This is a genomic window from Pseudomonas sp. sp1636 (genome assembly GCF_030376615.1).
Taxonomy (GTDB): Bacteria; Pseudomonadota; Gammaproteobacteria; order Pseudomonadales; family Pseudomonadaceae; genus Aquipseudomonas.
The window spans coordinates 219553-240446 of the sequence record NZ_JARRAB010000003.1; the positions used below are offsets into that span (position 1 = coordinate 219553).

Below are 20894 nucleotides of genomic sequence, written 5' to 3' on the forward strand. Positions count from 1 at the left end.
TTAAAGCCTGCTCCAGTGAGTCGAGGGCGCGCTTGGCTGCGTGCTGTCGCATCATCTGGAAGGCGCGTTGCGACTGGCCCTGTGACGTCGCGCAGTATGAGGGAGGCGGTGAGATGGCTAACTTGACGCAGAGGGCGGGAAAGGCGCGGCCGGCGTTAGCCAAGCGAGCGCCGCACGACAAGGGCGGCTTCACGCTCAGCGGGTTTTACTGTTCGTTGCTCTTGTTGTTGGCGGCGACCCTGCTCGCCACCCTGGTCGCGGTCGATGTCACCCTGGGTGGCGAGCCGTCGGGCAATGGCCGCTCAGGCAATGACAAGTGGCTGGAGCCGGCACGCTCGGAGCTGATGGATGCCAGCGGGGCGTTGCCGTTCTTCCCGCATCGGGCCAACACCACGGGCAACCTGGTGTTGAATGTGCAGGACTTCGACGATGCCCGGGTGTGCGGTGCTTGCCACGTCGAGATCTACCGGCAGTGGCGTACTTCGATGATGTCCCAGGCCTGGGACGAACCGATCTACCGGGCCTTGCTGAAAATGGCCAGCGAGGCCACCGACGGCAAGGTGGACAACTTCTGCACCGGCTGCCACTCGCCGATCGGCCTCACCACCGGGCAGATCACCTCGCAGGTCAATCGCTCTTCGGTCGAAGACAGCGCCAGGAATCATCCGATGCCGGGGGTCGATTGCGAGAGCTGCCATAACATCAGCGCGCGCACCGGCCTGGATAACGGCGCCTATGTCATGAGCCCGCGCGCGCACGGCAAGTCGACCAAGTTCGGCCCGCGCAAGGATGCCGTTTCGCCTTATCACGACACCGTGTATTCGGCGCTGCACACCCGCTCGGACTTTTGCGCCACCTGCCACAACGTCACCCACCCGTTCAGCAGCGTGGCGGTCGAACGCACCTATGACGAGTGGTTGGAGAGCCCCTACAGCCTCAACGATGAAACCTGCCAGGACTGCCATATGCCGGGCTTTGCCGGCAAGGCCGCGAGCATGGGGCCAGAGCGCGAGCGGGTTGCCTCGCACTGGTTCAGCGGCGCCAACGCCACGGTGCTCGGCCATCTCGGTCAGCACGAGGCCGCGCAGCGTGCGCGTGACATGCTGGCGAGCGCGGCGGAAATTAATTTTCAGGCCCTGCCCGCCGACATGCTGCCCGGGCAATACGCCACGGTCGCGCTCAAGGTGGCCAATGTCGGCGCCGGGCACAAGCTGCCGACCGGCTTTCCGGAAGGGCGGGAGATCTGGATCGACTTCCAGGTGCGCGATGCCACGGGTCGCGAGCTCTATCGCCTGGGCGCGGTGAAGGACGGCAAGACCGAGGAGGACACGCGTAATTTCAAGGTGCACCTGGGCGACAAGGACGGTAATGAACTGGACATCGAGGTCTGGAACGCCACGCAAATCCTCTCGGATAACCGCATCCTGCCCAAGGGCTACATCGTCCGCGAATTCTCCTTCCAGGTGCCGGCCGATGCAGTCGGGCCGCTGACCCTGACCGCGCACCTGAACTATTGGCCGTTCTCGCAGAAACTGGTCGATTACCTGCTGGGCAAGGATCAGCTGCAAGTGGAAATCACCCGCATGACCAGCGTCTCGCAGCGCGTGCCGTTGGCGACGAATCTGACGACGGCCACGAGGGGCGCACGCTAACTCAGCTGAGCGCGTGCGGGTAGGCTTGCCCATCAACGGTGGTGGGGGAGCGCCGCGCGCTGCCCGGCACTCCGTCGCCTCTCAAGGCTTGTGCAGCGTCGGATAGCCCTGGGTGAACACCCAGTCGTTCTGCTGGGCCGGGACGTGGCAGCCCTTGCAGGTTTCCTCGAAGCTCTTCGACACATTCAGCGTCGGGTTCTTGGCTTCGTACAGCGCCCAGCCCCAGCCCTCGCCCCAGTGCGGGTTGCCCTGGAAGCGGCCCTGACGATCCTTGACCATCACGAACCAGACCGCAGTATCGCCGGCCCACTGCGCTTGGCCGGTGGTCTGCATGCCGTGCTCGACCTTACGGATTTCCTTGATCAACACGGCGCCGTCCGGAAATTCCCCGGTCTGGCGGTAGGCCTCGACTGCCTCGGCTTGGCTGTAGACGTCATGGAAGCCATAACCGGGCGCCTTTTCGTCCGTCACCACCCAGGAGCCGAGGTGGCTCCAGCTCTTGCGGGCATCGGCGGGCAGACTGATTTCGCCTTGGTCATTCACGTAGGTGCCGAAGGTGTGCTCGGCCAAATCCGCCGCGTTGGCGTTGAGGCTGGCGAGGGCGATGGCGAGGGATGCTAGGGTCTTCATGAGGATGCTCCTCTGTGGGGACGAGAAACGGCGGCGCCCTCGCAGGCGCCGCCGAGCCGTTACAGCGCGGGGTTGACCGGCGGGAAGTCGACGCCGGCGTGCGCCAGGTTGTTGCTGAAGTCGGTCGGTACGTTGAGCGCCACCTGGGCCACGACTTCGAGGATCAGGCCGTCATCCAGACCCGCCTCGCGGGCGGCGGCGGTATGGGCGTCGCTGTGCTGGAGGTCAATGGGAGCGATGCGAGGCATATTGCGAGTCCTTCGAGTGGTGGTGGCGTGCTATCCACTTTGACCGAGAAGGCGATATTGGTGATGATGAATAGTCTCTTAAATCTAGCAGGAGGTATCGAATGGATCGGCTTTCCCCCTTGCTGAGTCGTTTCACCCTGAGCGCCAAGGTGTTTCATAGCGGGCCGCTGTGCGGCTTCTCCGAGCAGTTCGACGGCGGCAGCGTCGGCTATCTGCACCTGTTGCGCCGCGGCACCCTGCGGGTCTCCGGGCCGCAGATGCGCAGTTACGAGATCGATCGGCCGTCGTTGCTGCTGTTGCCCCGGCCTTGCAGCCACCGCCTGCATGCCGAGGAGCCGGCGGGAGCCGAAGTGCTGTGCGCCACCTTCGACTTCGGCGGCGGCCTGGGCAACCCGTTGCTGCGCACCCTGCCCGCCGAGATGCTGGTGCCGCTGGCGCAGATCCCCAGCCTGGAACCGGTGTTGAATCTGCTGTTCGACGAGGCCTTCGCCGATCATTGCGGGCGCCAGGCGGCTATCGATCGGTTGGTCGAGTACGTGCTGATCCTGCTGATGCGCCACGCCATGGATGCCAATCTGCTGCAGGCCGGAATTCTCGCCGGGCTGGCCGAGCCGCGCCTGGCCAAGGCGATCAATGCCATGCACGAGCAACCGGAGGCCGGCTGGACTCTGCAACGCCTGGCGCAACGGGCCGGCATGTCGCGCGCGCGCTTTGCGGTGAACTTCCGCGAGGCGGTCGGCATGACGCCGCTGGACTACCTGACCGAGTGGCGCCTGAGCCTGGCCAAGAGCCTGCTCAAACACGGCAAGCCCATGGGCCTGGTCGCACCGGCGGTCGGCTATGCCAGCCCGGAAGCGCTGTCGCGGGTGTTCAGTCGCAGCTGCGGCTTATCGCCACGGGACTGGCTGAAAAGTTTGATGCAGGCCTGAGAGGCGGTGAAACAAGCTCCGACCTACTGCGGCCGTCAGCCCGCGGCGGCAACGGCCGATTACGGCGCGCTCGCGGGCTCCGGCCAATTCAGGGTGCCGCTGTCGGTAAAGCGCGAGGTGCTGAACAGTCCGCCGGCCAGCTTGCCGTGCAGCTGATAGGGCAGGCCTTGCCCAGGCGTGTAACCGGCCGCGCCCCAGGCCTGGCGCACGGCCGAGAACGCGGAAATGCTCACCGGCACGCTGATCAGCGCCTCGCCGAAGCGCGGCACCTGGCCGCGCTGGTCGCTCACCCCGCTGGCCAGCGGCTGGCCGTTGACCTCCAGATCCAGGGCCACGCCGTTGTAGTCGATGGCGGCGTCATTGGGGTTGAGTACCCGCAGTTTCACCGCGAAGCGCATCTCCAGGCCTTCGCCGGCGAGTGGCTCGAGGCCAACCAGGTCGATGCGCAACGGGTCGCGTTGGCCCAGGCTGCTGCACGCCGCCAGGCTGAGCAGCAGGCTGTAGAGCAGGGCGCGGATCAGGAGAGCGGTGTTGCTGGGCATGGTTGGGTATTCCGTTGTGGGCTACTACAGGATAGAAGACAGTCGCGGATGGGGTTTGCTCAGAGCTTGTGAAAATAGCGAGCGCCGTAGCGAGAGCGTTTCCAGCCCGGTTATTGCGGTTCAGCGAGCAGGCGTAGTCGGGGGGCAAACTGGCACTGGTCGCGATTCGCGGCGTCTGCCAATATCCTGCCGCCAGCGGTTTGTATGCTAGAGTTCGCGCCCGGTTGATAGCATTTTGCTTTCAGGGTTTAGGGGCATCCGGTCAGGGCCGACGGTTGCTCTGTGAGTAGCCTAGCAGGCTGTGGCTAACGGTTACATTAGGGGAGCTTGTAGGTGCGCTGGTTCGCGAAAAAGAAAACAATAGCGGACGGATTACTGGGTATCGAAACCGGTCCTGAGGGTATCGCCGTCGCCCGGGTGGCGCGTCCTTCTGGAGAGACGCCGCGGCTGCTCGACTGCCAATTCCGCCCGGCCGCGCCGGCTGAGCAGCCGGCCGTGTTGGCCCGCCTGGTCGAGGAGTTGGGGCTCGGCGGCATGCCGGTCAATCTGGTGCTGCACCCTGCCACCTATCAGATGCTCCTGCTCGACAGCCCCGAGGTGCCCGCCGAAGAGCTGCGCGATGCCATGCGCTGGCGGGTCAAGGATCTAATCGCCGAACCGCTCGATCAGGTTGTGCTGGACACCTTGAGCCTGCCGGGCGATGCCTACCGCGGCCGTTCGCGGATGGCCTATTGCGCCGTATTGGGCAAGGCCCGCATGCAGGCTTGGGCCGACTTGTTGCGTCAGGCCGGGCTCAGGCCGCAGTCGTTCGATGTCACCGAAATGGCATTTCGCAACCTCGGCATTCTGGCCGGCGCCGAGGGCATGAATCTGGCCCTGCTGCGCTTGCGCGCCAGCGAAGGCCTGATCGCCGTGCAACATGGCGCCGATCTCTATATGGCGCGGCGCATCGAGAAGGGTCTGAACCAGGCCGGCGAAGATGCCACGGCGATCACCCTGGATATCCAGCGCTCCCTCGACTACTTCGAGAGCCAGTTGGGCAAGGGCTATATCAACCGCCTGCTGCTGCTGCCGATGAAGCGCGACGGCGCGGCCACGCTGCAGGCGTTGGCCAGCGGGCTGGCGGTGAAGCTGCAGGCGCTCGACCTGCGCGAGCTGTTCCCCGCCCAGGCGGCTGCCGAGCTGGACGAGTTGCAGCAGGCTTACTGCACGGCCGCAGTGGGCGCTGCGCTGCGCCAGGAGGCCGGCTGATGCAAAACCTCAATCTGTACCAAGTGGTCCGCAAGCGCCGCAGCGGCCCGCAGCGGCTGCAGATGTTCGCCGCTCTTGGCGTGTTGGCGCTGCTCTGCGTCGTGCATGCTGCCTGGCAGGGCTGGCAGTTGCGCCAGGGCGCGGCGCGCCTGGAGCTGGCGGAGGTGGCCGCACAGGAGCAGGAAGCCCGCCTGGCCGCGGCCAGTTCGAATTTCGTCGAGCCGCAACTGGACAGCCGCCTAGCGGGCGAGCTGACGGCGCGGGAAATCGACAACCAGCAGTTGCAGCGGCTGATCGGTCACTTGCAAGTGCTGGCCAGCCAGCGCAACAACGGTTTCGTCGCGCCGCTGCAGGCCCTCGCCCAGCAGCACCCACAGAGCGGCCTGTGGTTGGAGGCGATCAGCCTGAGCGACGGTGGCCAGCAGATTCGCCTGCAAGGCTGCAGCCAGGATCAGGAACTGCTGCCGCAGTACTTGCAGCGCCTCGGCCAGAACAGCGTATTCCAGGGGCGCGAGTTCGCTCGATTCGATATCCAGCGCGAGGGCGATCAGCTGTTGCGCTTCGACCTGTCTTCGCGCGCCAAGGATCAGGAGAAGGCCGATGAATAAGTGGCTGCAACGTTGGCGGGGCATGGCTGCGCGCGAGCAGTGGCTGGCTTTCGCGGTCGGCCTGGTGTTGTGCGGCATGCTCTATCTACTGCTGATCGGCGATCCGCTCGCGGCTCGGCTGGCCAAGCAGGAGTCGAGCTACCAGCTGGCCGATGCGCGTCGCCTGGAGGCCGAAGCCGGCCTCGCCGAGTTACAGCGCAAGCTCGCCTCCGCCCCGGACATCGCCTACCGCAGTGCGTTGCTGGCGGCTTCGGCCAGTCGCGAGGAATTGATCCGGCGGATCGATGAGGGCACCGCCGAATTGGTGACCCCGGAGAAGATGCAGGCGGTGCTGGAGGACTTGCTGCGATCCCAGCCGCGCTTGCGCCTGGTCGGCCTGGAAAGCTTCAGCGACCCGGTTCGGCTGCCCGCTGTGGGCAATGCGCCGCAAGCAACCGGGGAGGCGCCTGCAGTGGCACCGGTGACCCTCTACCGGCACGGTTTGCGCCTGCAGTTGCAAGGCGGCTACTTCGACCTTCTGACCTACCTGCAAGCCATTCAGGACAGCGGCTGGAAGCTCAACTGGGACAGCCTCGACTACCGGGTCGGCGAAGCCGGTCCAGGCCGGGCGCAGATCAGCCTGAAGCTCTATACGCTGAGTCGCCAAGCGGGGTGGGTCGGTGTCTAGAGCCATGTTGTTCGGCCTGCTGCTGGCCAGCGGCCTGGTCAAGGCGGTCGGTCTCGACCCCACGCAACCGCCGGCCAATCTGCTCTTGGTGCCCGCTGACTCGGCTCAGTCCGCCGTCGCGCCGGTACTGCAGGGGGTCTTGCGTGGCGCCCAAGGTAGCCAGGCGATGATCGGCGGCGCGCTGTTACGCGTCGGCGACGAGCATGCCGGTGCCCGTGTCCTGGCCATTCACCCGCAATCCGTACTGATCGAACGCCAGGGCCAGCGCCAGCTGTTACGCCTGGTCGAACCCGTTATGCAACCGAGCCGATGATGCCCATGACTTCAATGTTGTCTAGCCTTGGCCTGCCGCGCCTCGGTTTGCTGAGCCTGGCCTGCCTGCTGAGCGCCTGCCAAACCTTTCAGGATGGCGACCGGCAGCTCTACGAACAGAGCGGCAGGCTGCTCGATGAGAGCCTGAGGCAGGCCCAGGCACAGAGTAAGGTGGCGCCGCCGCTCGCCGTGCAAGCCGCGCTGATTCCGCCGCTGAGTAGCGCCGCCAGTCCGGGACGAAGCCCGCGGTTCGACGTGGCGGCCAAGGACATGCCGGCCCGCGACTTCTTTCTCAGCTTGATGGACGGGGCCGGGCAAAACCTGGTGGTGCACCCGGAGGTCACCGGCACCATCACTTTCAGCTTGCGCCGGGTGAGCCTGGAAGAGGTGCTGGCGGCGGTGCGCGACAGCTATGGCTACGACTTCCGCCGCACCAGTTATGGCTACCAGATCCTGCCCAATCGCGCGATCACCCGCAGCTACGACCTCAATTACCTGAATCTGCAGCGCCTCGGCCAGTCCGACACCCGGGTCAGCTCGGGCCAGGTGGTCAGCAGCGACAGCAGCAGCAACGGCAATGGCAGCAGCAGCGGCAGCAGCGAGCATTCGGTGACCACCCTGAATGCCAGCCAGGTCACCACCTCCAGCGACGTCGATTTGTGGCGGGAAATGCGCGAAGTGGTGACGATGATCGTCGGCACTGAGCCCGGCAACAGCGTGGTGATCAACCCGCAGGCCAGCCTGCTGGTGGTGCGCGCCAACAGTGCCGACCAGGAGAGCGTGGCGCGCTTTCTCGAGCAGGCACAGCAAAACCTGCAGCGTCAGGTGATTCTCGAAACCAAGATTCTCGAAGTGCAGTTGTCCGACGGCTTCCAGGCCGGGATCAGTTGGGACCAATTGGGCGGCGATCTCAGCACCAGCCTGGCGGGGGAGGCGCTGAACGGCCCGATCGGGGTCGGCGGGGTATTCAGCGGTTTGCTCACCGTCGGCGACTTCACCGGGTTGATCCAGTTGCTCGAGACCCAGGGCGAGGTGCGTGTGCTGTCCAGCCCGCGAATCTCCACGTTGAATAATCAAAAGGCGGTGATCAAGGTCGGCACCGACGAGTTCTTCGTCACCGAGGTGTCGTCGAGCAGCAGCACCACCAACGCCGCCGGAGTCACCGAGCCGACCCAGGACATCACCCTGACGCCATTCTTCTCCGGTATTTCCCTGGACGTGACGCCGCAGATCGACCAGAACGACACCGTCACCCTGCATGTCCGGCCGACCGTGAGCCGGGTGCGCGATCAGAACAAGCTCATCGTCCTGGGCGAGGACAACGTGTTCAACCTGCCGCTGGCGTTGTCCACCACCCGCCAGTCCGACTCCATCGTCCGTGCCCGCAGCGGCCAGGTGGTGGTGATCGGCGGCCTGTTGCAAAACAACAACGAAAACACCGACGCGAATGTGCCCTGGGCCAGCACCCTGCCCGTGCTCGGCAACCTGTTCAAACAGCAGCGCAAAGCCCTGCAGAAGAGCGAGCTGGTCATTCTGATGCGTCCGCAGGTGGTCAGCGACGAGGTGTGGCTGGATGAGCTGCGCAGGAGCGCGGCCACCTTCAGTGAGCTGAGATAGGGCCATGTACCAAGCCTTCTTCGGCCTGCGCGAGAAGCCCTTCGCGCTCACCCCCAACACCGACTTCCTGGTGCAGCTGGCGCCGTACCAGGCCTGTCTCAATCTGCTGCGCGTGGCCCTTGGCGAGGGCGAGGGGTTTATCAAGGTCACCGGCGAGGTCGGCACCGGCAAGACCCTGCTGTGCCGCGCGCTGCTCAATCGGTTGGACGGCGAGCACTACCAACTGGCCTATCTGCCCAACCCGGGGATGAGCGCGCAGGGGTTGCGGCGGGCGCTGGCCCGGGAACTGCACATCGACGGCATCGACGGGCTGGACACGCATGACGTGTTGGAGGCCCTGCATCGGCGCCTGATCGAGCTGGCCGGCGCCGGCAAGAGCTGCGTGCTGCTGATCGACGAAGCCCAGGTGCTGCCGCCGGCGACTCTGGAGGCGTTGCGCTTGCTGACCAACCTGGAGACCGAGCGGGCCAAGCTGTTGCAGGTGGTGTTGTTCGGTCAGCCGGAGTTGGACGCAACCCTGGCGCGCAACGAGTTCCGCCAGCTGCGCCAACGCATCACCTTTTCCTACCGCCTGCGCCCGCTGGACGTGCGGGACGTGCAGCGCTACCTGAGCGAGCGCCTGGCCGTTGCCGGCTACCGCGGCGAGCCGCTGTTCGCCGCCGCCGCAGTACGCCGCCTGGTACGCGGTAGCGGCGGCATCCCACGGTTGCTCAACATCCTGGCGCACAAGGCGCTGATGGCCGCCTACGGCGAAGGCCGACGGCAGGTTTCGGCCAACCATGTGCGGCGCGCCCAGTTGGACACCGAGGGTGCTCGGCCTTTCCTGCGGCGCAGGCCGGCATGGCTGGGCTGGGGATTGACGGCGGGAGTGCTGGCGCTGCTGGTCGGCGCCTGGCCCTGGCTGGCGGATTGGCAGGAGTGGCTGCGATGAGCCTGGTCAACGATATGCTGCGCGACCTGGAACAGCGCCGCGCTGCGCCGGGCGAGCGCTTGCGGCTCGATGGCTTGCACGCGGTGGACGAGACTGGCGCGGCGCGCCGCGTGCACCTCGCCTGGCTGCTTCGCGGCCTGTGGTGCCTGGCGGCATTGGTGCTGCTCGGGCTGTTGGCGGTGCTGCTCGGCCGTCAACTCGGCGCGGCAGCGCCGCTGGCCCCCGTAGCGCCCGCCCCGGTTGTCACCGAGCCCGCCGCCGCGCAACTGCTGGACGTGCTGCCGCAGCACGATAGCCGCGGCCTGGTGCTGCAATTGCCGCTGAGCCGCTCGGTGCCTTACCGGCGCACCGAGGAAAGTGGCGCGGTCAGTTTGAGCCTGACTGGCGTGCAATGGTCTGGCGAGGCGCAGCACGGGCGCATACAGCGCGACGGCCGCAGTTTGTCCTGGGATGTCGAGGCGAAGGGCGATGCGGTGCAGGTGTTGCTGGTCGGCCTGGGCGACCAGTTGGAGGTGCGCGACCGTCTGGAGCCGGCTGGCGACCGCTGGCTGCTGTGGATCGAGGTGCCCTTGAATGCGCCGCTGGTGCAGGCCGCTGCCGCGCCGGAGATGGACGATCTGCCGCTCGCCGAGCCGGCCAGCGCAGGCCAAGAAGCGCCACTGCCGGCCTGGGTCGCCGCGCCGCTGGGAGCGGCCGCCGAGGCGCCGCGCAAGCCCGCCGCCGCGGCCGTTGCGGCCAACGCAAAAGCAGAGGCTGAAGCAGAGGCTGATGCAGAGGCCATGGCGGAGCGCCGCGCCAGTCGAGCCGAGGTGAAGATCGCGCCCTACCAGCCGGATGCGCTGACCCTGGCGCGCCAGGCCCTGCTCGACGCGGATCATCCGCGCGCGATCCGCCTGCTGGAGGAGCTGCAACGCCAGCGAGGCGACGATGCCGAGGTGTTGCGCTGGCTGGCGCGCGCCTACTTGGCCGACGGCCAGCAGCAGCGCCTGCTGAGTTGGTTGCCGGCGCAGCTGCAACGGTTGCCGCAGGACAGCGAGCTGCGCGTGCTGCTCGCGCGCAGCCAGTTACAGGCCGCTGACGCCAAGGGCGCTGTGGCGACCCTCGAGCAGTACGCGCCGCCGCTGGTGCAGGAAGCGAATTACTACGCTTTGCTGGCCGCCAGCTACCAACAAACCGGGCAATGGCAGCAGAGTGCCGCGCTCTACCGCCAGATGATCGAGCTGCGCCCGAGCCAGGCGACCTGGCAGCTGGGTCTGGCGATAGCTCTGGAACAACTGGATCGGCCGGGCGAGGCCGCCAACCACTATCGTCTGGCGCTGCAAGGGCAGGGCCTGGACGACAGCGCGCGGCGCTTCGTCGGCGAACGCGCCGCGGCGCTCGGAGGACAACGATGACGCAGGAAGACGTACGCCAACGCAAGGTGCGCCTGGGCGATCTGTTGATCGAGGCCGGTTTGCTCAACGATGCGCAGTTGCAGCGGGCGCTGCAGGAGCAGAAACGCACCGGTTCCAAACTCGGTCGCACCGTGGTCGACCTGGGCTTTGTCGACGAGGTGCGCTTGCTCACCGCACTGTCCGAGCAGTTGCGCATTCCGTTTATCGACCTCAAGCATTTCAAGCTCGATCCGCAGTTGGTGCAGAGCCTGCCGGAGGCCGTGGCCCGGCGTTTCCGCGTGATCCTCCTGTCGCGCGAGGGCGGCGGCCTGTTGGTCGGCATGTCCGACCCCCTCGACCTGTTCGCCCTCGACGAGATGGAGCGTATTCTCAAGCTGCGTCTGGCGCCCGCGGTGGTACGCGAGGCCGAATTGCTGGCCGCCCTCGACACCCTGTACCGGCGCAGCAGCGAGATCGCCTCGATTGCCGGCGAACTGGAAGGCGAGCTCAAGGACAGCGACTTCGACCTGGCCAAGCTGGGCGCCGACAACAACTCCGATGCGCCGGTGGTGCGCCTGCTGCAGACGCTGTTCGAGGATGCGGTGCAGATGAAGGCCTCGGACATCCATATCGAGCCGGACGAGGGCGTGGTGCGGATTCGCCAGCGCATCGACGGGGTGCTTAACGAGCAGGTGATGAAAGAGGCGCGGGTCGCCTCGGCGCTGGTCATGCGCCTGAAGATCATGTCCGGCCTGGATATCTCGGAAAAACGCTTGCCGCAGGACGGTCGTTTCAATATTCGGGTGAAGAACCACAACATCGACGTGCGCGTGTCGACCATGCCGGTGCAGTACGGCGAGTCGGTGGTGATGCGGTTGCTTGACCAGACCTCCGGCGTATCCACGCTCGATGCCAGTGGCATGCCGGCGGATATGCTGGTGCGTTTCCGCCGTCTGTTGCAGCGCCCCTTCGGCCTGGTACTGGTTACCGGTCCGACCGGTTCGGGCAAAACCACCACGCTATACGCCGGGCTCTCCGAGCTGAACAGCCCGGAGAAGAAGATCATCACCGTGGAAGACCCGGTGGAATACCGCCTGCCGCGAATCAATCAGGTGCAGGTCAACGCCAAGATCGACCTGAGTTTCGCCCGCGTGCTGCGCGCCGCCCTGCGCCAGGATCCGGATATCGTCCTGGTTGGCGAGATGCGCGACCAGGAAACCGCCGAGATCGGCCTGCGCGCGGCGCTGACCGGCCACCTGGTGCTGTCCACCCTGCACACCAACGATGCGCTGACCTCGGCCATGCGCCTGGTCGATATGGGCGCCGAGCCGTTCCTCGTCGCCACCGCGCTGAATGCCGTACTGGCCCAGCGTCTGGTGCGCCGGGTGTGCGAGAACTGCATGGAGGAGCACGCGCCAGAACCGCGCCAATTGGTCTGGCTGGAGGCGCTGTACGGCGCCTCGCTGAGCGGGCGTCGGTTCAAGCGCGGCGTCGGCTGCCACCAGTGCCACAACACCGGTTACGCCGGGCGGCTGGGGGTCTTCGAGCTACTGGAAATCAACGAGCCGATGGTTGCCGCCCTGCGCCGCAACGATCCGCAAGGCTTTGCCGAGGCGGCCCAGGCCAGCGCCCACTACCGCCCGCTGGCGGCCTGTGCGCTGGATTACGCGCTGGCCGGGGCAACCAGCGTGGATGAGGTGCTGAAGGTATGCGCCACCCTCACCGACGAGGCGCTGGGCTGATGCTGTCGCGTGCCCGTAGCCCGGAGGGGCTGTCGCCATGAGCCAGTTCCGCTTTACCGGGCGTGACGCTCAGGGCAGCAAAGTCAGCGGCAGTCGCCAGAGCGCTTCGGCCGAGGCCCTCGCCGGCGAGCTGCTGGCCCAGCAGATCACGCCCTTGACCATCGAGGCGCAGGCCGAACGCGGCGGCAGCGATGCCTGGGCGCAGCTCGCCGAGCGCCTCAAGCGTAAACGTGTCGACCTCGACGAACAGATCATCTTCTGCCGGCAGATGTACAGCCTGAGCAAGGCCGGAGTGCCGATCATCCGCGCCATCGGCGGCTTGGCCGAGTCGCACCGCAACCCCTATTTCCGCGAGGTGCTGCAGGCGGTGCGCGCCGACCTGGAGGGCGGCATGAGCATGGCCGTGGCCCTCAACGCCCATCCTAAGGTGTTCACCACCCTGTTCATCAGCATGATCAGCGTCGGCGAGAACACCGGCCAGCTCGACCAGGCGTTCCGTCAGCTGTCCAGCTACCTGGAGCTGGAGCGCGAAACGCGCAAGCGGATCAAGCAGGCCACCCGTTACCCGCTGTTCGTGCTCAGCGCCATGGCGGTGGGGCTGGTGGTGATCAACATGTTCGTGATTCCGGCCTTCGCCAAGGTGTTTGCCCAGTTCAAGGCCGAGCTGCCGCTGCCGACCCAGATCCTGATCGGCACTTCGCAATTCTTCCAGGAGTTCTGGTGGTTGCTGGCGCTGCTGAGCGGCGGGGCGATCTACGGCTTCATCAAGTGGAGCGAGACGCCGGCCGGGGCGCTGCAGTGGGATCGGATCAAACTGCGCTTGCCGATCGTCGGCGGGGTCTTCGAACGCATCGCCCTGGCCCGCTTTACCCGCACCTTCGCCATGATGTACCGCGCCGGGGTGCCGCTGCTGCAGACCCTGTCGATCAACAGCGCCAGCGTCGGCAACCGCTATATCGGCCAGGCCATCCTCAGCATGCGCGAGGGCGTCGAGCGGGGCGAGGCGCTGACCCGCACGGCTTCGGCCAGTGGCCTGTTCACCCCGCTGGTGCTGCAGATGATGGCGGTCGGCGAGGAAACCGGTGCGCTGGACGACCTGTTCGTCGAGGTGGCGGACTTCTACGAGCAGGAGGTGGACTACGACCTCAAGCAGCTGGCCGACGCCATCGAGCCGATTCTGATCGTGGCCATGGGCGCGATGGTACTGGTGTTGGCGCTGGGGGTGTTCCTGCCCATGTGGGAGCTGGCCTCGGCGGCCAAGGGGGGGCGGTGAGGGCGGACTATGGGGCACGCGATGACGTGCGCCGGCTACGCCGGTTGGGCTGGAGCCTGAGCGCGCCGATCCTGCTCGGGGTGCTGCTGGCCCTGGCCTGGAAGATCGCCGAGGTGAGCGAGCGGCGCGCACTGGAGGCCACCCGCGAGCACCTGGTCGCCAGCCTCAATGGCTTGGTGGCCGAAGGCGTGGCCAGGGGCCAGGGGCCAGGTGCTGGAGCCGGCCTGGCGGACGAGCAACCCGTTCGTGCTGCTACGCTGGCAGCAGGACAATTACTGCGGCGAACTGGCCGCGGACGAACCGGCGCGGCGCGGTTGCTGGTATTGGCTGCCGGCGCGGGCCTGGGTGTTGTACCGGGCCCGGTTCGCCAGCGGATGGATAGATGAACGGGGCGAAGTGCAGGCCTGGCGCTTGCAGGCACTTCCTGCTGGAATGCCTGTGGGGGCAAATGCGGCCTTCGCCCTGGAACTGCAAGCGGTACCGGCGGCGCAACTGACTGCGCTGGGTCGGCTAAGTGACTGAGGGATACGCATGAAACACAGCAAGGGTTTCACCCTGATCGAACTGGTGGTGGTGATCGCCATCCTCGGCATCCTCGCCGCCGTGGCCCTGCCGCGCTTTATCAATGCCACCAAGGATGCCCACCAGGCGGCGTTCAGGGGCGCCGCCGGCGCCCTGGCCTCGGCGGTGGCGCTGGTGCGTGTGCAGTACGAGCTCAATCGCAACGGCGGCAGCCAGGGCGGCGCTTGTGCGGGCGCCGCCTGCCAGATCAATGTCGGCGGTTTCGGCGCCGCCAATGTCGACGTCAACACCGGCGGCTGGCCGGTGGGCATCGACGGCGGCAGCGCCATCGCCTCCGTCCAGGACTGCATCGACCTCTGGCAGAATATCCTGCAAGGCACGGCGCCCAGCGTGGCCGGCGCGGTTGGTAGCGATTACCGGGCGACCCAGGCCGGCCAGCAATGCACCTTTAGCTATCAGCTCGATGGCGCCGACGACGCCATCGTCTACGACGCCGCGAACGGCGACGTGACCTACAGCTTCAATTGACCCAACCAAGGAAGTAGCAAAATGAAAAAACAACAGAGCGGTTTCACCCTGATCGAACTGATCATGGTTATTGTGATCTTGGGGATTCTGGCGGCCTTTGCCCTGCCGCGGTTTGCCAACCTGGGGCAGGATGCCCGCATTGCTACCTTGAACGGTGCTTTGGCGTCCGTCCGTTCGGCGGCGGCGGTGGCCCACTCCGTCGCGTTGGCACGTGGCAATACGGCCAACGCTGCGGTCAATATGGAAGGGGTGAATATCCTGATGACCAACCTCTATCCGCGCGCGAACGCCGGTGGCATAGTCGCGGCGGCGCAACTGGCACCCGCTGACTTCACCACCACCGGTGGCGGCGCCAACCCGCTGGTGATCCGCGTGGCCAGCGCGCCCACCCCGGCAACCTGCTCCTTCACCTACGAGGCTGCGGCGGCAGGTGCTGCTCCGGTGATAACTGCACCCACGGCTGCTACCACGGCTGGCTGCTGATTGCTGATATGGCGGCGCGCGGCTTTACCCTGGTCGAGTTGCTGATGGTGATCGTCATCACCGGCATCCTCGCGGCCGTGGTCGGGCCGCGTTTCTTCGACAGACAGGTGTTCGACGAGCGCCTGTTTTTCGAGGAAAGCCTGAGTGCCGTGCGTTACGCGCAGAAGCTGGCCGTGGCCAGCGGTTGCCTGACCCAGGTCAGCCTGGATGCCGGCGGCTACCGCGTGCGCCAGGCCGCCTCCTGCACCAGTGGTACTTACAACGATGTGCAGGGGCCTGATGGCCAGACCCCTTTTGCCGCTGCGCTGCCCTCCGGGGTTAGCGTGACGGCCACGACTTTCCCCGTGGTGTTCGCCTCGCAGGGCCAGCCTTCAGTGGCGGCGAGCGCCACCATTGGCAGCTTCAGCATCAACGTGACGCCTGTTACGGGCCTGGTGCAATGAGGCGCCAAACCGGCATGACTCTGGTCGAGCTGGTGATCAGCATCGTCATCATCGGCATCGCCGCGGCCGCGCTGTACAGCGCCATGGCCGCCATCACCGGGCGCTCGGCCGACCCGCTGCTGCGCCAGCAGAGCCTGGCCATCGCCGAGGCCTACCTGGAGGAAATCCTCCTGCTGCCCTATCTCGACCCCGCTACGCTGTCGGCCTGCCAGGCCATTCCAGGCAGCCGTGGGCAATTCAACGATGCCTGCGATTACCGTGGCCTCGACGATGCCGGGGCGCGTGACCTCAACGGCGTAGCGCCCGCCGCCCTGGCCAATTACCGGGTGCAGGTGGCCATTCAGCAACTGGCCAACTGGAACGGAGTGCCGGCCCTGCGGGTGGATGTAACGGTGACCGACCCGGCCAATCGGCAGCTGTCGCTCAGCGGTTTTCGCACTTGTTATGGCGAGCGCGACAGCGCCGGGGTCGAGCAATGTCCATAAGCCGAGAGCCTGGCTTTACCCTGGTCGAGCTGGTCATGGTGATCGCCCTGGCCGGGGTGGTCGCGGTGATGATCTCCAGCGCTTTGTCGCGCCCCCTGGAAGGTTTTGTTGCCCAGAGCCGGCGTGGCGAGCTGGTCGATCAGGCCGCCGGCGCCTTGCAGCGGATGAGCCGCGAGGTGCGCCTGGCGGTGCCCAACTCGCTGCGGGTGTCGGCCGATGGCCGTGCCCTGGAGCTGCTGCTGATCCACGACGCGGCGCGTTATCGGCCCAACCGCAACGACGGCGAGGGCCTGCGCTTCTCCAACGATCTTGCCGGCAGTTGTGCCAGCACCACCCTTGGCGGGCGCTGCGACAGCGTGCAGGTGCTGGATCCCGGCTTCGACCCGGCAGGCGCACGCTGGCTGGTGCTGTACAACATCGGCGCCGAGTCCGGCGGTAATCCGGTTGCCGGCAGCAACGTCTGGGCGGCGGGCAACCCGGGGGTGATCACCCCGACCGGCACCAGATTCACGGCACTCGCCGGGGCGCCGGCCAATGAGAGCCATATCGCCCTGGGCAACCTGCCGGCCGGCGGTTTCCGCTTCGCTTTCGCCTCGCCGCAGCGCCGCCTGTACCTGGCCAGTGCGGTGGTGGGCTACCGCTGCAGCGGCGGCCAACTGCTGCGCTACAGCTACAACCAGTTGCTCGCGGCGCTGCCCGTCAGCCCACCGGCCGGCTCCAACCCGCAGCCGGTGGCGCTGAGCGTCGGCAGTTGCGACTTCGCCTACCAGCCCGGCAGCAGCCAGCGCGCCGGCCTGCTGAGCCTGAACCTGGGCATCAGCCAGGCCGGCGAAACCCTGCAACTGCTGCAACAGGTGCATGTCGACAATGCGCCCTGATCGGTCTTGGCCCAACCCGGCCCGCGGCTTCGGCCTGGTCGCGGCGCTGTTTCTGATGATCGTCATCAGCCTGGTGGTGCTCGCCATGGCGCGCCTGTCCGCGACCCAACACGGCAGCAACAGCCTGTCGATCCAGCAGGCACGGGCTTACCAGGCGGCGCGGGCCGGCCTGGAGTGGGGCATCAGCCAGGCTATCAATGCCGGCAGCTGCGCGGCTGCCACGCCCAGCCTGACGGGCAGCACTCTGGGCGAGTTCAGTCTCAGCGTGGACTGCCGCCGCGACGACTACATCGATGTCGACGGCTCCGCCGTGCAGATCTTCCGCCTCACCGCCGAGGCACAGAACGGCGTGCCCGGCAGCCGCCCGGACTATGCTTTTCGCCGTCTGACCGCCGTTGTGGAGCGCTAGAGCATGAGACTTGCCGCAATCGTGCTGATGCTGATTGGTGCGCTGTGCAGCCCGGCGCTGCTGGCGGCCAGTTGCCCCTCGGTATTCCCCGCCAGCATCACCGGCACCAGCAGCAGTCAGCTCGACCTGAGCGCGCTGACGTGGCAAAGCTCGCCGGCGTTGGGGGCGAGTGACCGTAACCTGGGGGCCGGCAACCATTACTTCGGCGCTGGTAGCACCGGCAACGGCTGGACGCTCACGGCCAGTGGCGGGGCGAGCACGCGGGTATTGGTCAACGGCAGCCTGACGCTCAGCAACAACAGTCAACTGAATGCCGGCGGTAACCCGCAGAACCTGATCCTGGTGGTCAACGGCAGCCTGTCGTTGGGCAACAACGTGCGCATCGCCGGCTATGTCTATGCCACCGGCGGGATCAGTTTCGGCAACAACCTGAGCCTTAACGGGGCGATCACATCGCTCGGCGCCACCTCCACGCCGGGGGGCAACACTAGCCTCACTTACAACGCCGCGGCCATTGACCTGGCTGATTTCGGCGGCCTATGCGGCGCTGCGGCTCCGCCGCTGCTCAGCTGGCGGATGAACGAAAGCGCCTGGAGCGGCGCCGCCGGCGAGGTGCTCGACAGCTCCGCCAATGGCCTGCACGGGCGCGCCTACAACGGCGCCAGCACTGCGGGCACGACGCCGGCGCTGGCCGTAGACAGCAACGGCTATGGCACCTGCCGCTACGGTGAATTCCGCTCAGTCGACAGTCGTTATCTGCAGATCGCCGACAGCAGCCTGCTCGACCTCGGCGGCAGCTTCACCATCGGCCTCTGGGTCAGACCCGCCAGCCTGCCGAGCAGTGGCCTGATGAGCATTCTGTCCAAGGACGAGAACTACGAGTTCCATCTCAAGCCCAATGGTCGGATCAACTGGTGGTGGCAGACCACCGGCCCCTCGGCGACCCGCGAGTTCGACAGCACCGCCGCGTTGCCGTTGAATGCCTGGAGCCATGTGGCGATCCGCTTCAGTCCGGGCGCCCAGCGCATCTTCATCAACGGCGTGGCAGCCGGCAGCGCCAGCTTCAGCGGCACCCCGCTGCTCAACAACGACCCCTTCCAGGTCGGTCAGGATCAGGGCTTTGCCGGGCGCTATTTCGATGGTGCGCTGGACGAGCTGCGGGTGTACGACCGCGCCCTGAGCGACGCCGAAATCCTCGCCCTGATCCAGGAACGACCGGCGCTGTGCAACCCGGCGCCGGATCATTACCGCCTGGAGTTCGCCAGCAATCAGGCGCTGACCTGCAACCCCCTGGCAGTCACCCTGCGCGCCTGCCAGAACAGCGACTGCAGCGCGAGCTACGCCAACCCGGTCACGGCCAGCCTGACCCCGGCCGGCAACTGGTCGGCCAATCCGCTGAGCTTCACCGGCAGCGCCGCCGTGCACTACCGCCTGACCAGCGCCGGCAGCGTGCCCCTGGGCCTGAGCGCCACGCCGGCGGCGAGCAACCCGTTGCGTTGTATGGTTGGCGGGCTCGCTGGCAGTTGCACGGTGAGCTTCGCCGACAGCGGTTTTATCTTCGATGTGCCCAATTTGCTGGCCAACCGCGAATCGGCCGCAGTCGGGCTGTTCGCGGTGCGTAAGGACGACAGCACCTTGACCTGCGTGCCGGCTTTCGAATCCGGCACGCGAACCCTGCAGTTCTGGTTCGGTTACAGCGACCCGAATACCGGCACGCGCACGGTGCGGGTCAATGGCACGCCAATCGCCGACAGCGCGCCAGGTAGCGATATCGACCTGGACTTTTCCGCGGGCGCACGCACGACTATCCGCGTGCACTACGCCGATGCCGGCTCGATGACCCTGAATGTGCGCTATGCACCGATCGCCGGGGAGGAGGCCGGGTTGGTGATGAGTGGGGCCGATCCGTTCGTCAGCAAGCCCTACGGCCTGTTGCTGCAGACCGACTCGACCTGCAGCCAGGCCGGTGTCGGCAGCGATTGCCCGCTGTATCCGGGGGGCGTGCGCGCCGGCGACCCCTTCAGCCTGCGGCTTCAGGCGGTGGCCTGGCAGGCCGATGGCGAGCCGTTGACGGCGGCGGAGCTGGCGGACAATTTGGTCACGCCGAACTTCCGCTTGAACAATATCGTCCTGGGCAGCCAGGTGCTGGCGCCGGCCGGCGGCAACAACGGCATGCTGGGGGTAGCCAGTTACGCGCATGCCCTCGGCGCTCAGACCAGCGTCAGCCAGAGTCTCTCGGAGGTCGGCGTGTTCCAGCTGAGCGCCACGCCGCCGGCCAACGGCTATTTCGGCGAGACGGTCGGTGGCGGCCAGAGCGGCCTGGTCGGACGCTTCGCCCCGGCCTATCTGGGCGCCGCCGGTAGCGCCAGCCTGACCCCCAGTTGCGGCGTCTTTAGCTATCAGGGCCAGCCGATCAACTTCGCCATTGGTCAGGAGCCGCAGCTCAGCGTGACCGGCTTCAACCGTGGCGGCGGGGTCACCCTGAACTACGACCAGACCCCGTTCTGGCGTCTGAACACGCCGCCGCGGCTGGACGATGTGCTCGATCCGGATGACGACTATGCCTCGGTCACCGGCACGCCCGCGCTGGACGCCGCCGGGCGGCTGTTGCGCACGGGAACGGCCAGCGCTTCGCTCGGCGGCGTGGACGACGGCGACGGGGCGCGCAGCTTCCGCTGGAGCGGCGAGCAGCTGAGCTATGCGCCGGCCGTGCTGCCCACCGGCGACGAATTGCCGTTCGAGGCGGCCATCCGCCTGAGCTTTCCCGCCAGCGCCCTGACCGACCAGGACGGCGCCTGCTATGGCGCAGGCGGGCCCTGCCAGGGCTATGCGTTCGACTTCGGCGGCAGTCAGCTGCGCCTCGGCCGCCTGAGTCTGGGCAATGCCCACGGCTCGGAGCTGCAGGGGCTGGATCTGGCGCTGCGCCTGGAAAGCTGGCAGGCCATCGCCGGCGGCAGTTTCCAGGTCGAAGCAGAGGACGGCTGCAGCGCCGCGCTGCTGGGGATGCCGGACTTGCAGGGCTTTGTCGGCAACCTCAGCAACGGCGAAACCACGCCGAGCCTGCTCGGTCCCAGCGCCGGCCTGGGTGTTGTCCGTTTGAGCGCGCCGGGGGCGGGCAACGACGGCGCGGTGCAGGGCTATCTGCCGGCCACCCCTGGCTGGTTGCTGTACGACTGGCACGGCAGCGGTCGCCAGGCGGCCCGGGGGCTGGCCCGTTTCGGTGTCTACCGCGGCGCCGCGCCGCTGATCTTCCGCCGCGAGCTGTATCGCTAGAACGCCCAGCCTCCCAAGCCGAGGACGCGCGTATACAGCCTTTGCCTCGCCGAACGAAAGCGCATCGGCCTGATGCTCGGCATGTTTCTGTTGCTGCC

The 20894-nt window shown here is 66.8% G+C and carries 22 protein-coding genes; 19 read left to right on the forward strand and 3 right to left on the reverse strand.

The features are described 5' to 3' along the window. The first annotated feature begins 113 nt into the window (after positions 1–113). Positions 114–1652 (forward strand): cytochrome c3 family protein, encoded by a 1539-nt coding sequence (locus P8H27_RS04535; protein ID WP_289635459.1) that lies wholly within the window; start codon positions 114–116, stop codon positions 1650–1652. Positions 1653–1733: 81 nt separating this feature from the next. Here the strand turns inward: P8H27_RS04535 and P8H27_RS04540 are convergent, their stop codons facing one another. Together P8H27_RS04540 and P8H27_RS04545 are read right to left on the reverse strand one after the other, a co-directional pair. After that, positions 1734–2282: a cytochrome P460 family protein gene (locus P8H27_RS04540; protein WP_289635460.1), complete on the reverse strand. Its 549-nt coding sequence runs from the start codon at positions 2280–2282 to the stop codon at positions 1734–1736. 59 nt (positions 2283–2341) lie between these two features. Continuing rightward, entirely contained in the window at positions 2342–2530 is a 189-nt protein-coding gene (locus P8H27_RS04545; RefSeq protein WP_289635461.1) for a hypothetical protein, read from the reverse strand. Positions 2531–2631: 101 nt separating this feature from the next. Here P8H27_RS04545 and P8H27_RS04550 point away from each other — a divergent pair, with 101 nt between their 5' ends. Further along, entirely contained in the window at positions 2632–3459 is an 828-nt protein-coding gene (locus tag P8H27_RS04550) for an AraC family transcriptional regulator (RefSeq protein WP_289635462.1), read from the forward strand. A 59-nt stretch (positions 3460–3518) separates the two neighbouring features. On the opposite strand, the gene P8H27_RS04555 is transcribed toward P8H27_RS04550, so the two are convergent. After that, positions 3519–4001 (reverse strand): LEA type 2 family protein, encoded by a 483-nt coding sequence (locus P8H27_RS04555; protein ID WP_289635463.1) that lies wholly within the window; start codon positions 3999–4001, stop codon positions 3519–3521. A gap of 333 nt (positions 4002–4334) precedes the next feature. On the opposite strand from P8H27_RS04555, the gene P8H27_RS04560 reads away from it, so the two are divergent. The 17 genes from P8H27_RS04560 to P8H27_RS04640 all read left to right on the forward strand — a co-directional run bounded on the left by P8H27_RS04560 (position 4335) and on the right by P8H27_RS04640 (position 20796). Continuing rightward, the gene (locus P8H27_RS04560; RefSeq protein WP_289635464.1) at positions 4335–5252 is read left to right on the forward strand and encodes an MSHA biogenesis protein MshI; all 918 of its coding nucleotides are present in this window, start codon (positions 4335–4337) and stop codon (positions 5250–5252) included. Continuing rightward, complete coding sequence (locus P8H27_RS04565; RefSeq protein WP_289635465.1) at positions 5252–5860, forward strand: PilN domain-containing protein; 609 nt, start codon at positions 5252–5254, stop codon at positions 5858–5860. The genes P8H27_RS04560 and P8H27_RS04565 overlap by 1 nt, the downstream gene beginning before the upstream one ends. Beyond that, complete coding sequence (gspM, locus tag P8H27_RS04570) at positions 5853–6527, forward strand: type II secretion system protein GspM (RefSeq protein WP_289635466.1); 675 nt, start codon at positions 5853–5855, stop codon at positions 6525–6527. The genes P8H27_RS04565 and gspM overlap by 8 nt, the downstream gene beginning before the upstream one ends. Continuing rightward, positions 6520–6840 (forward strand): Type II secretory pathway component, encoded by a 321-nt coding sequence (locus P8H27_RS04575; RefSeq protein WP_289635467.1) that lies wholly within the window; start codon positions 6520–6522, stop codon positions 6838–6840. The genes gspM and P8H27_RS04575 overlap by 8 nt, the downstream gene beginning before the upstream one ends. 5 nt (positions 6841–6845) lie before the next feature. Then, complete coding sequence (locus P8H27_RS04580) at positions 6846–8456, forward strand: pilus (MSHA type) biogenesis protein MshL (RefSeq protein ID WP_289635468.1); 1611 nt, start codon at positions 6846–6848, stop codon at positions 8454–8456. A 4-nt stretch (positions 8457–8460) separates the two neighbouring features. Continuing rightward, on the forward strand, positions 8461–9387 hold the full coding sequence (locus tag P8H27_RS04585) for an ExeA family protein (protein ID WP_289635469.1): 927 nt from the start codon (positions 8461–8463) through the stop codon (positions 9385–9387). Next, positions 9384–10781 (forward strand): lipopolysaccharide assembly protein LapB, encoded by a 1398-nt coding sequence (locus P8H27_RS04590; protein ID WP_289635470.1) that lies wholly within the window; start codon positions 9384–9386, stop codon positions 10779–10781. Before P8H27_RS04585 ends, P8H27_RS04590 begins: the two co-directional genes overlap by 4 nt. Beyond that, positions 10778–12502, forward strand: a complete 1725-nt coding sequence (locus P8H27_RS04595) for a GspE/PulE family protein (protein ID WP_289635471.1) — start codon at positions 10778–10780, stop codon at positions 12500–12502. Before P8H27_RS04590 ends, P8H27_RS04595 begins: the two co-directional genes overlap by 4 nt. Before the next feature lie 37 nt (positions 12503–12539). Beyond that, entirely contained in the window at positions 12540–13775 is a 1236-nt protein-coding gene (locus P8H27_RS04600) for a type II secretion system F family protein (protein ID WP_289635472.1), read from the forward strand. Next, positions 13772–14161, forward strand: coding sequence for a hypothetical protein (locus P8H27_RS04605; protein WP_289635473.1), 390 nt, complete (start codon positions 13772–13774; stop codon positions 14159–14161). The genes P8H27_RS04600 and P8H27_RS04605 overlap by 4 nt, the downstream gene beginning before the upstream one ends. 145 nt (positions 14162–14306) lie before the next feature. After that, positions 14307–14825, forward strand: a complete 519-nt coding sequence (locus P8H27_RS04610; RefSeq protein WP_289635474.1) for a type II secretion system protein — start codon at positions 14307–14309, stop codon at positions 14823–14825. A 21-nt stretch (positions 14826–14846) separates the two neighbouring features. Next, positions 14847–15308, forward strand: a complete 462-nt coding sequence (locus P8H27_RS04615; protein WP_289635475.1) for a type II secretion system protein — start codon at positions 14847–14849, stop codon at positions 15306–15308. A gap of 8 nt (positions 15309–15316) precedes the next feature. After that, positions 15317–15751, forward strand: coding sequence for a Tfp pilus assembly protein FimT/FimU (locus tag P8H27_RS04620; protein ID WP_289635476.1), 435 nt, complete (start codon positions 15317–15319; stop codon positions 15749–15751). Positions 15752–15765: 14 nt separating this feature from the next. Continuing rightward, positions 15766–16236, forward strand: a complete 471-nt coding sequence (locus P8H27_RS04625; RefSeq protein WP_289635477.1) for a prepilin-type N-terminal cleavage/methylation domain-containing protein — start codon at positions 15766–15768, stop codon at positions 16234–16236. Next, positions 16227–17114: a type II secretion system protein J gene (locus tag P8H27_RS04630; RefSeq protein WP_289635478.1), complete on the forward strand. Its 888-nt coding sequence runs from the start codon at positions 16227–16229 to the stop codon at positions 17112–17114. The genes P8H27_RS04625 and P8H27_RS04630 overlap by 10 nt, the downstream gene beginning before the upstream one ends. Beyond that, positions 17095–17523: a hypothetical protein gene (locus P8H27_RS04635; protein WP_289635479.1), complete on the forward strand. Its 429-nt coding sequence runs from the start codon at positions 17095–17097 to the stop codon at positions 17521–17523. Before P8H27_RS04630 ends, P8H27_RS04635 begins: the two co-directional genes overlap by 20 nt. A 3-nt stretch (positions 17524–17526) precedes the next feature. Then, entirely contained in the window at positions 17527–20796 is a 3270-nt protein-coding gene (locus tag P8H27_RS04640; protein WP_289635480.1) for a LamG domain-containing protein, read from the forward strand. The last annotated feature ends 98 nt before the right edge of the window (positions 20797–20894 follow it).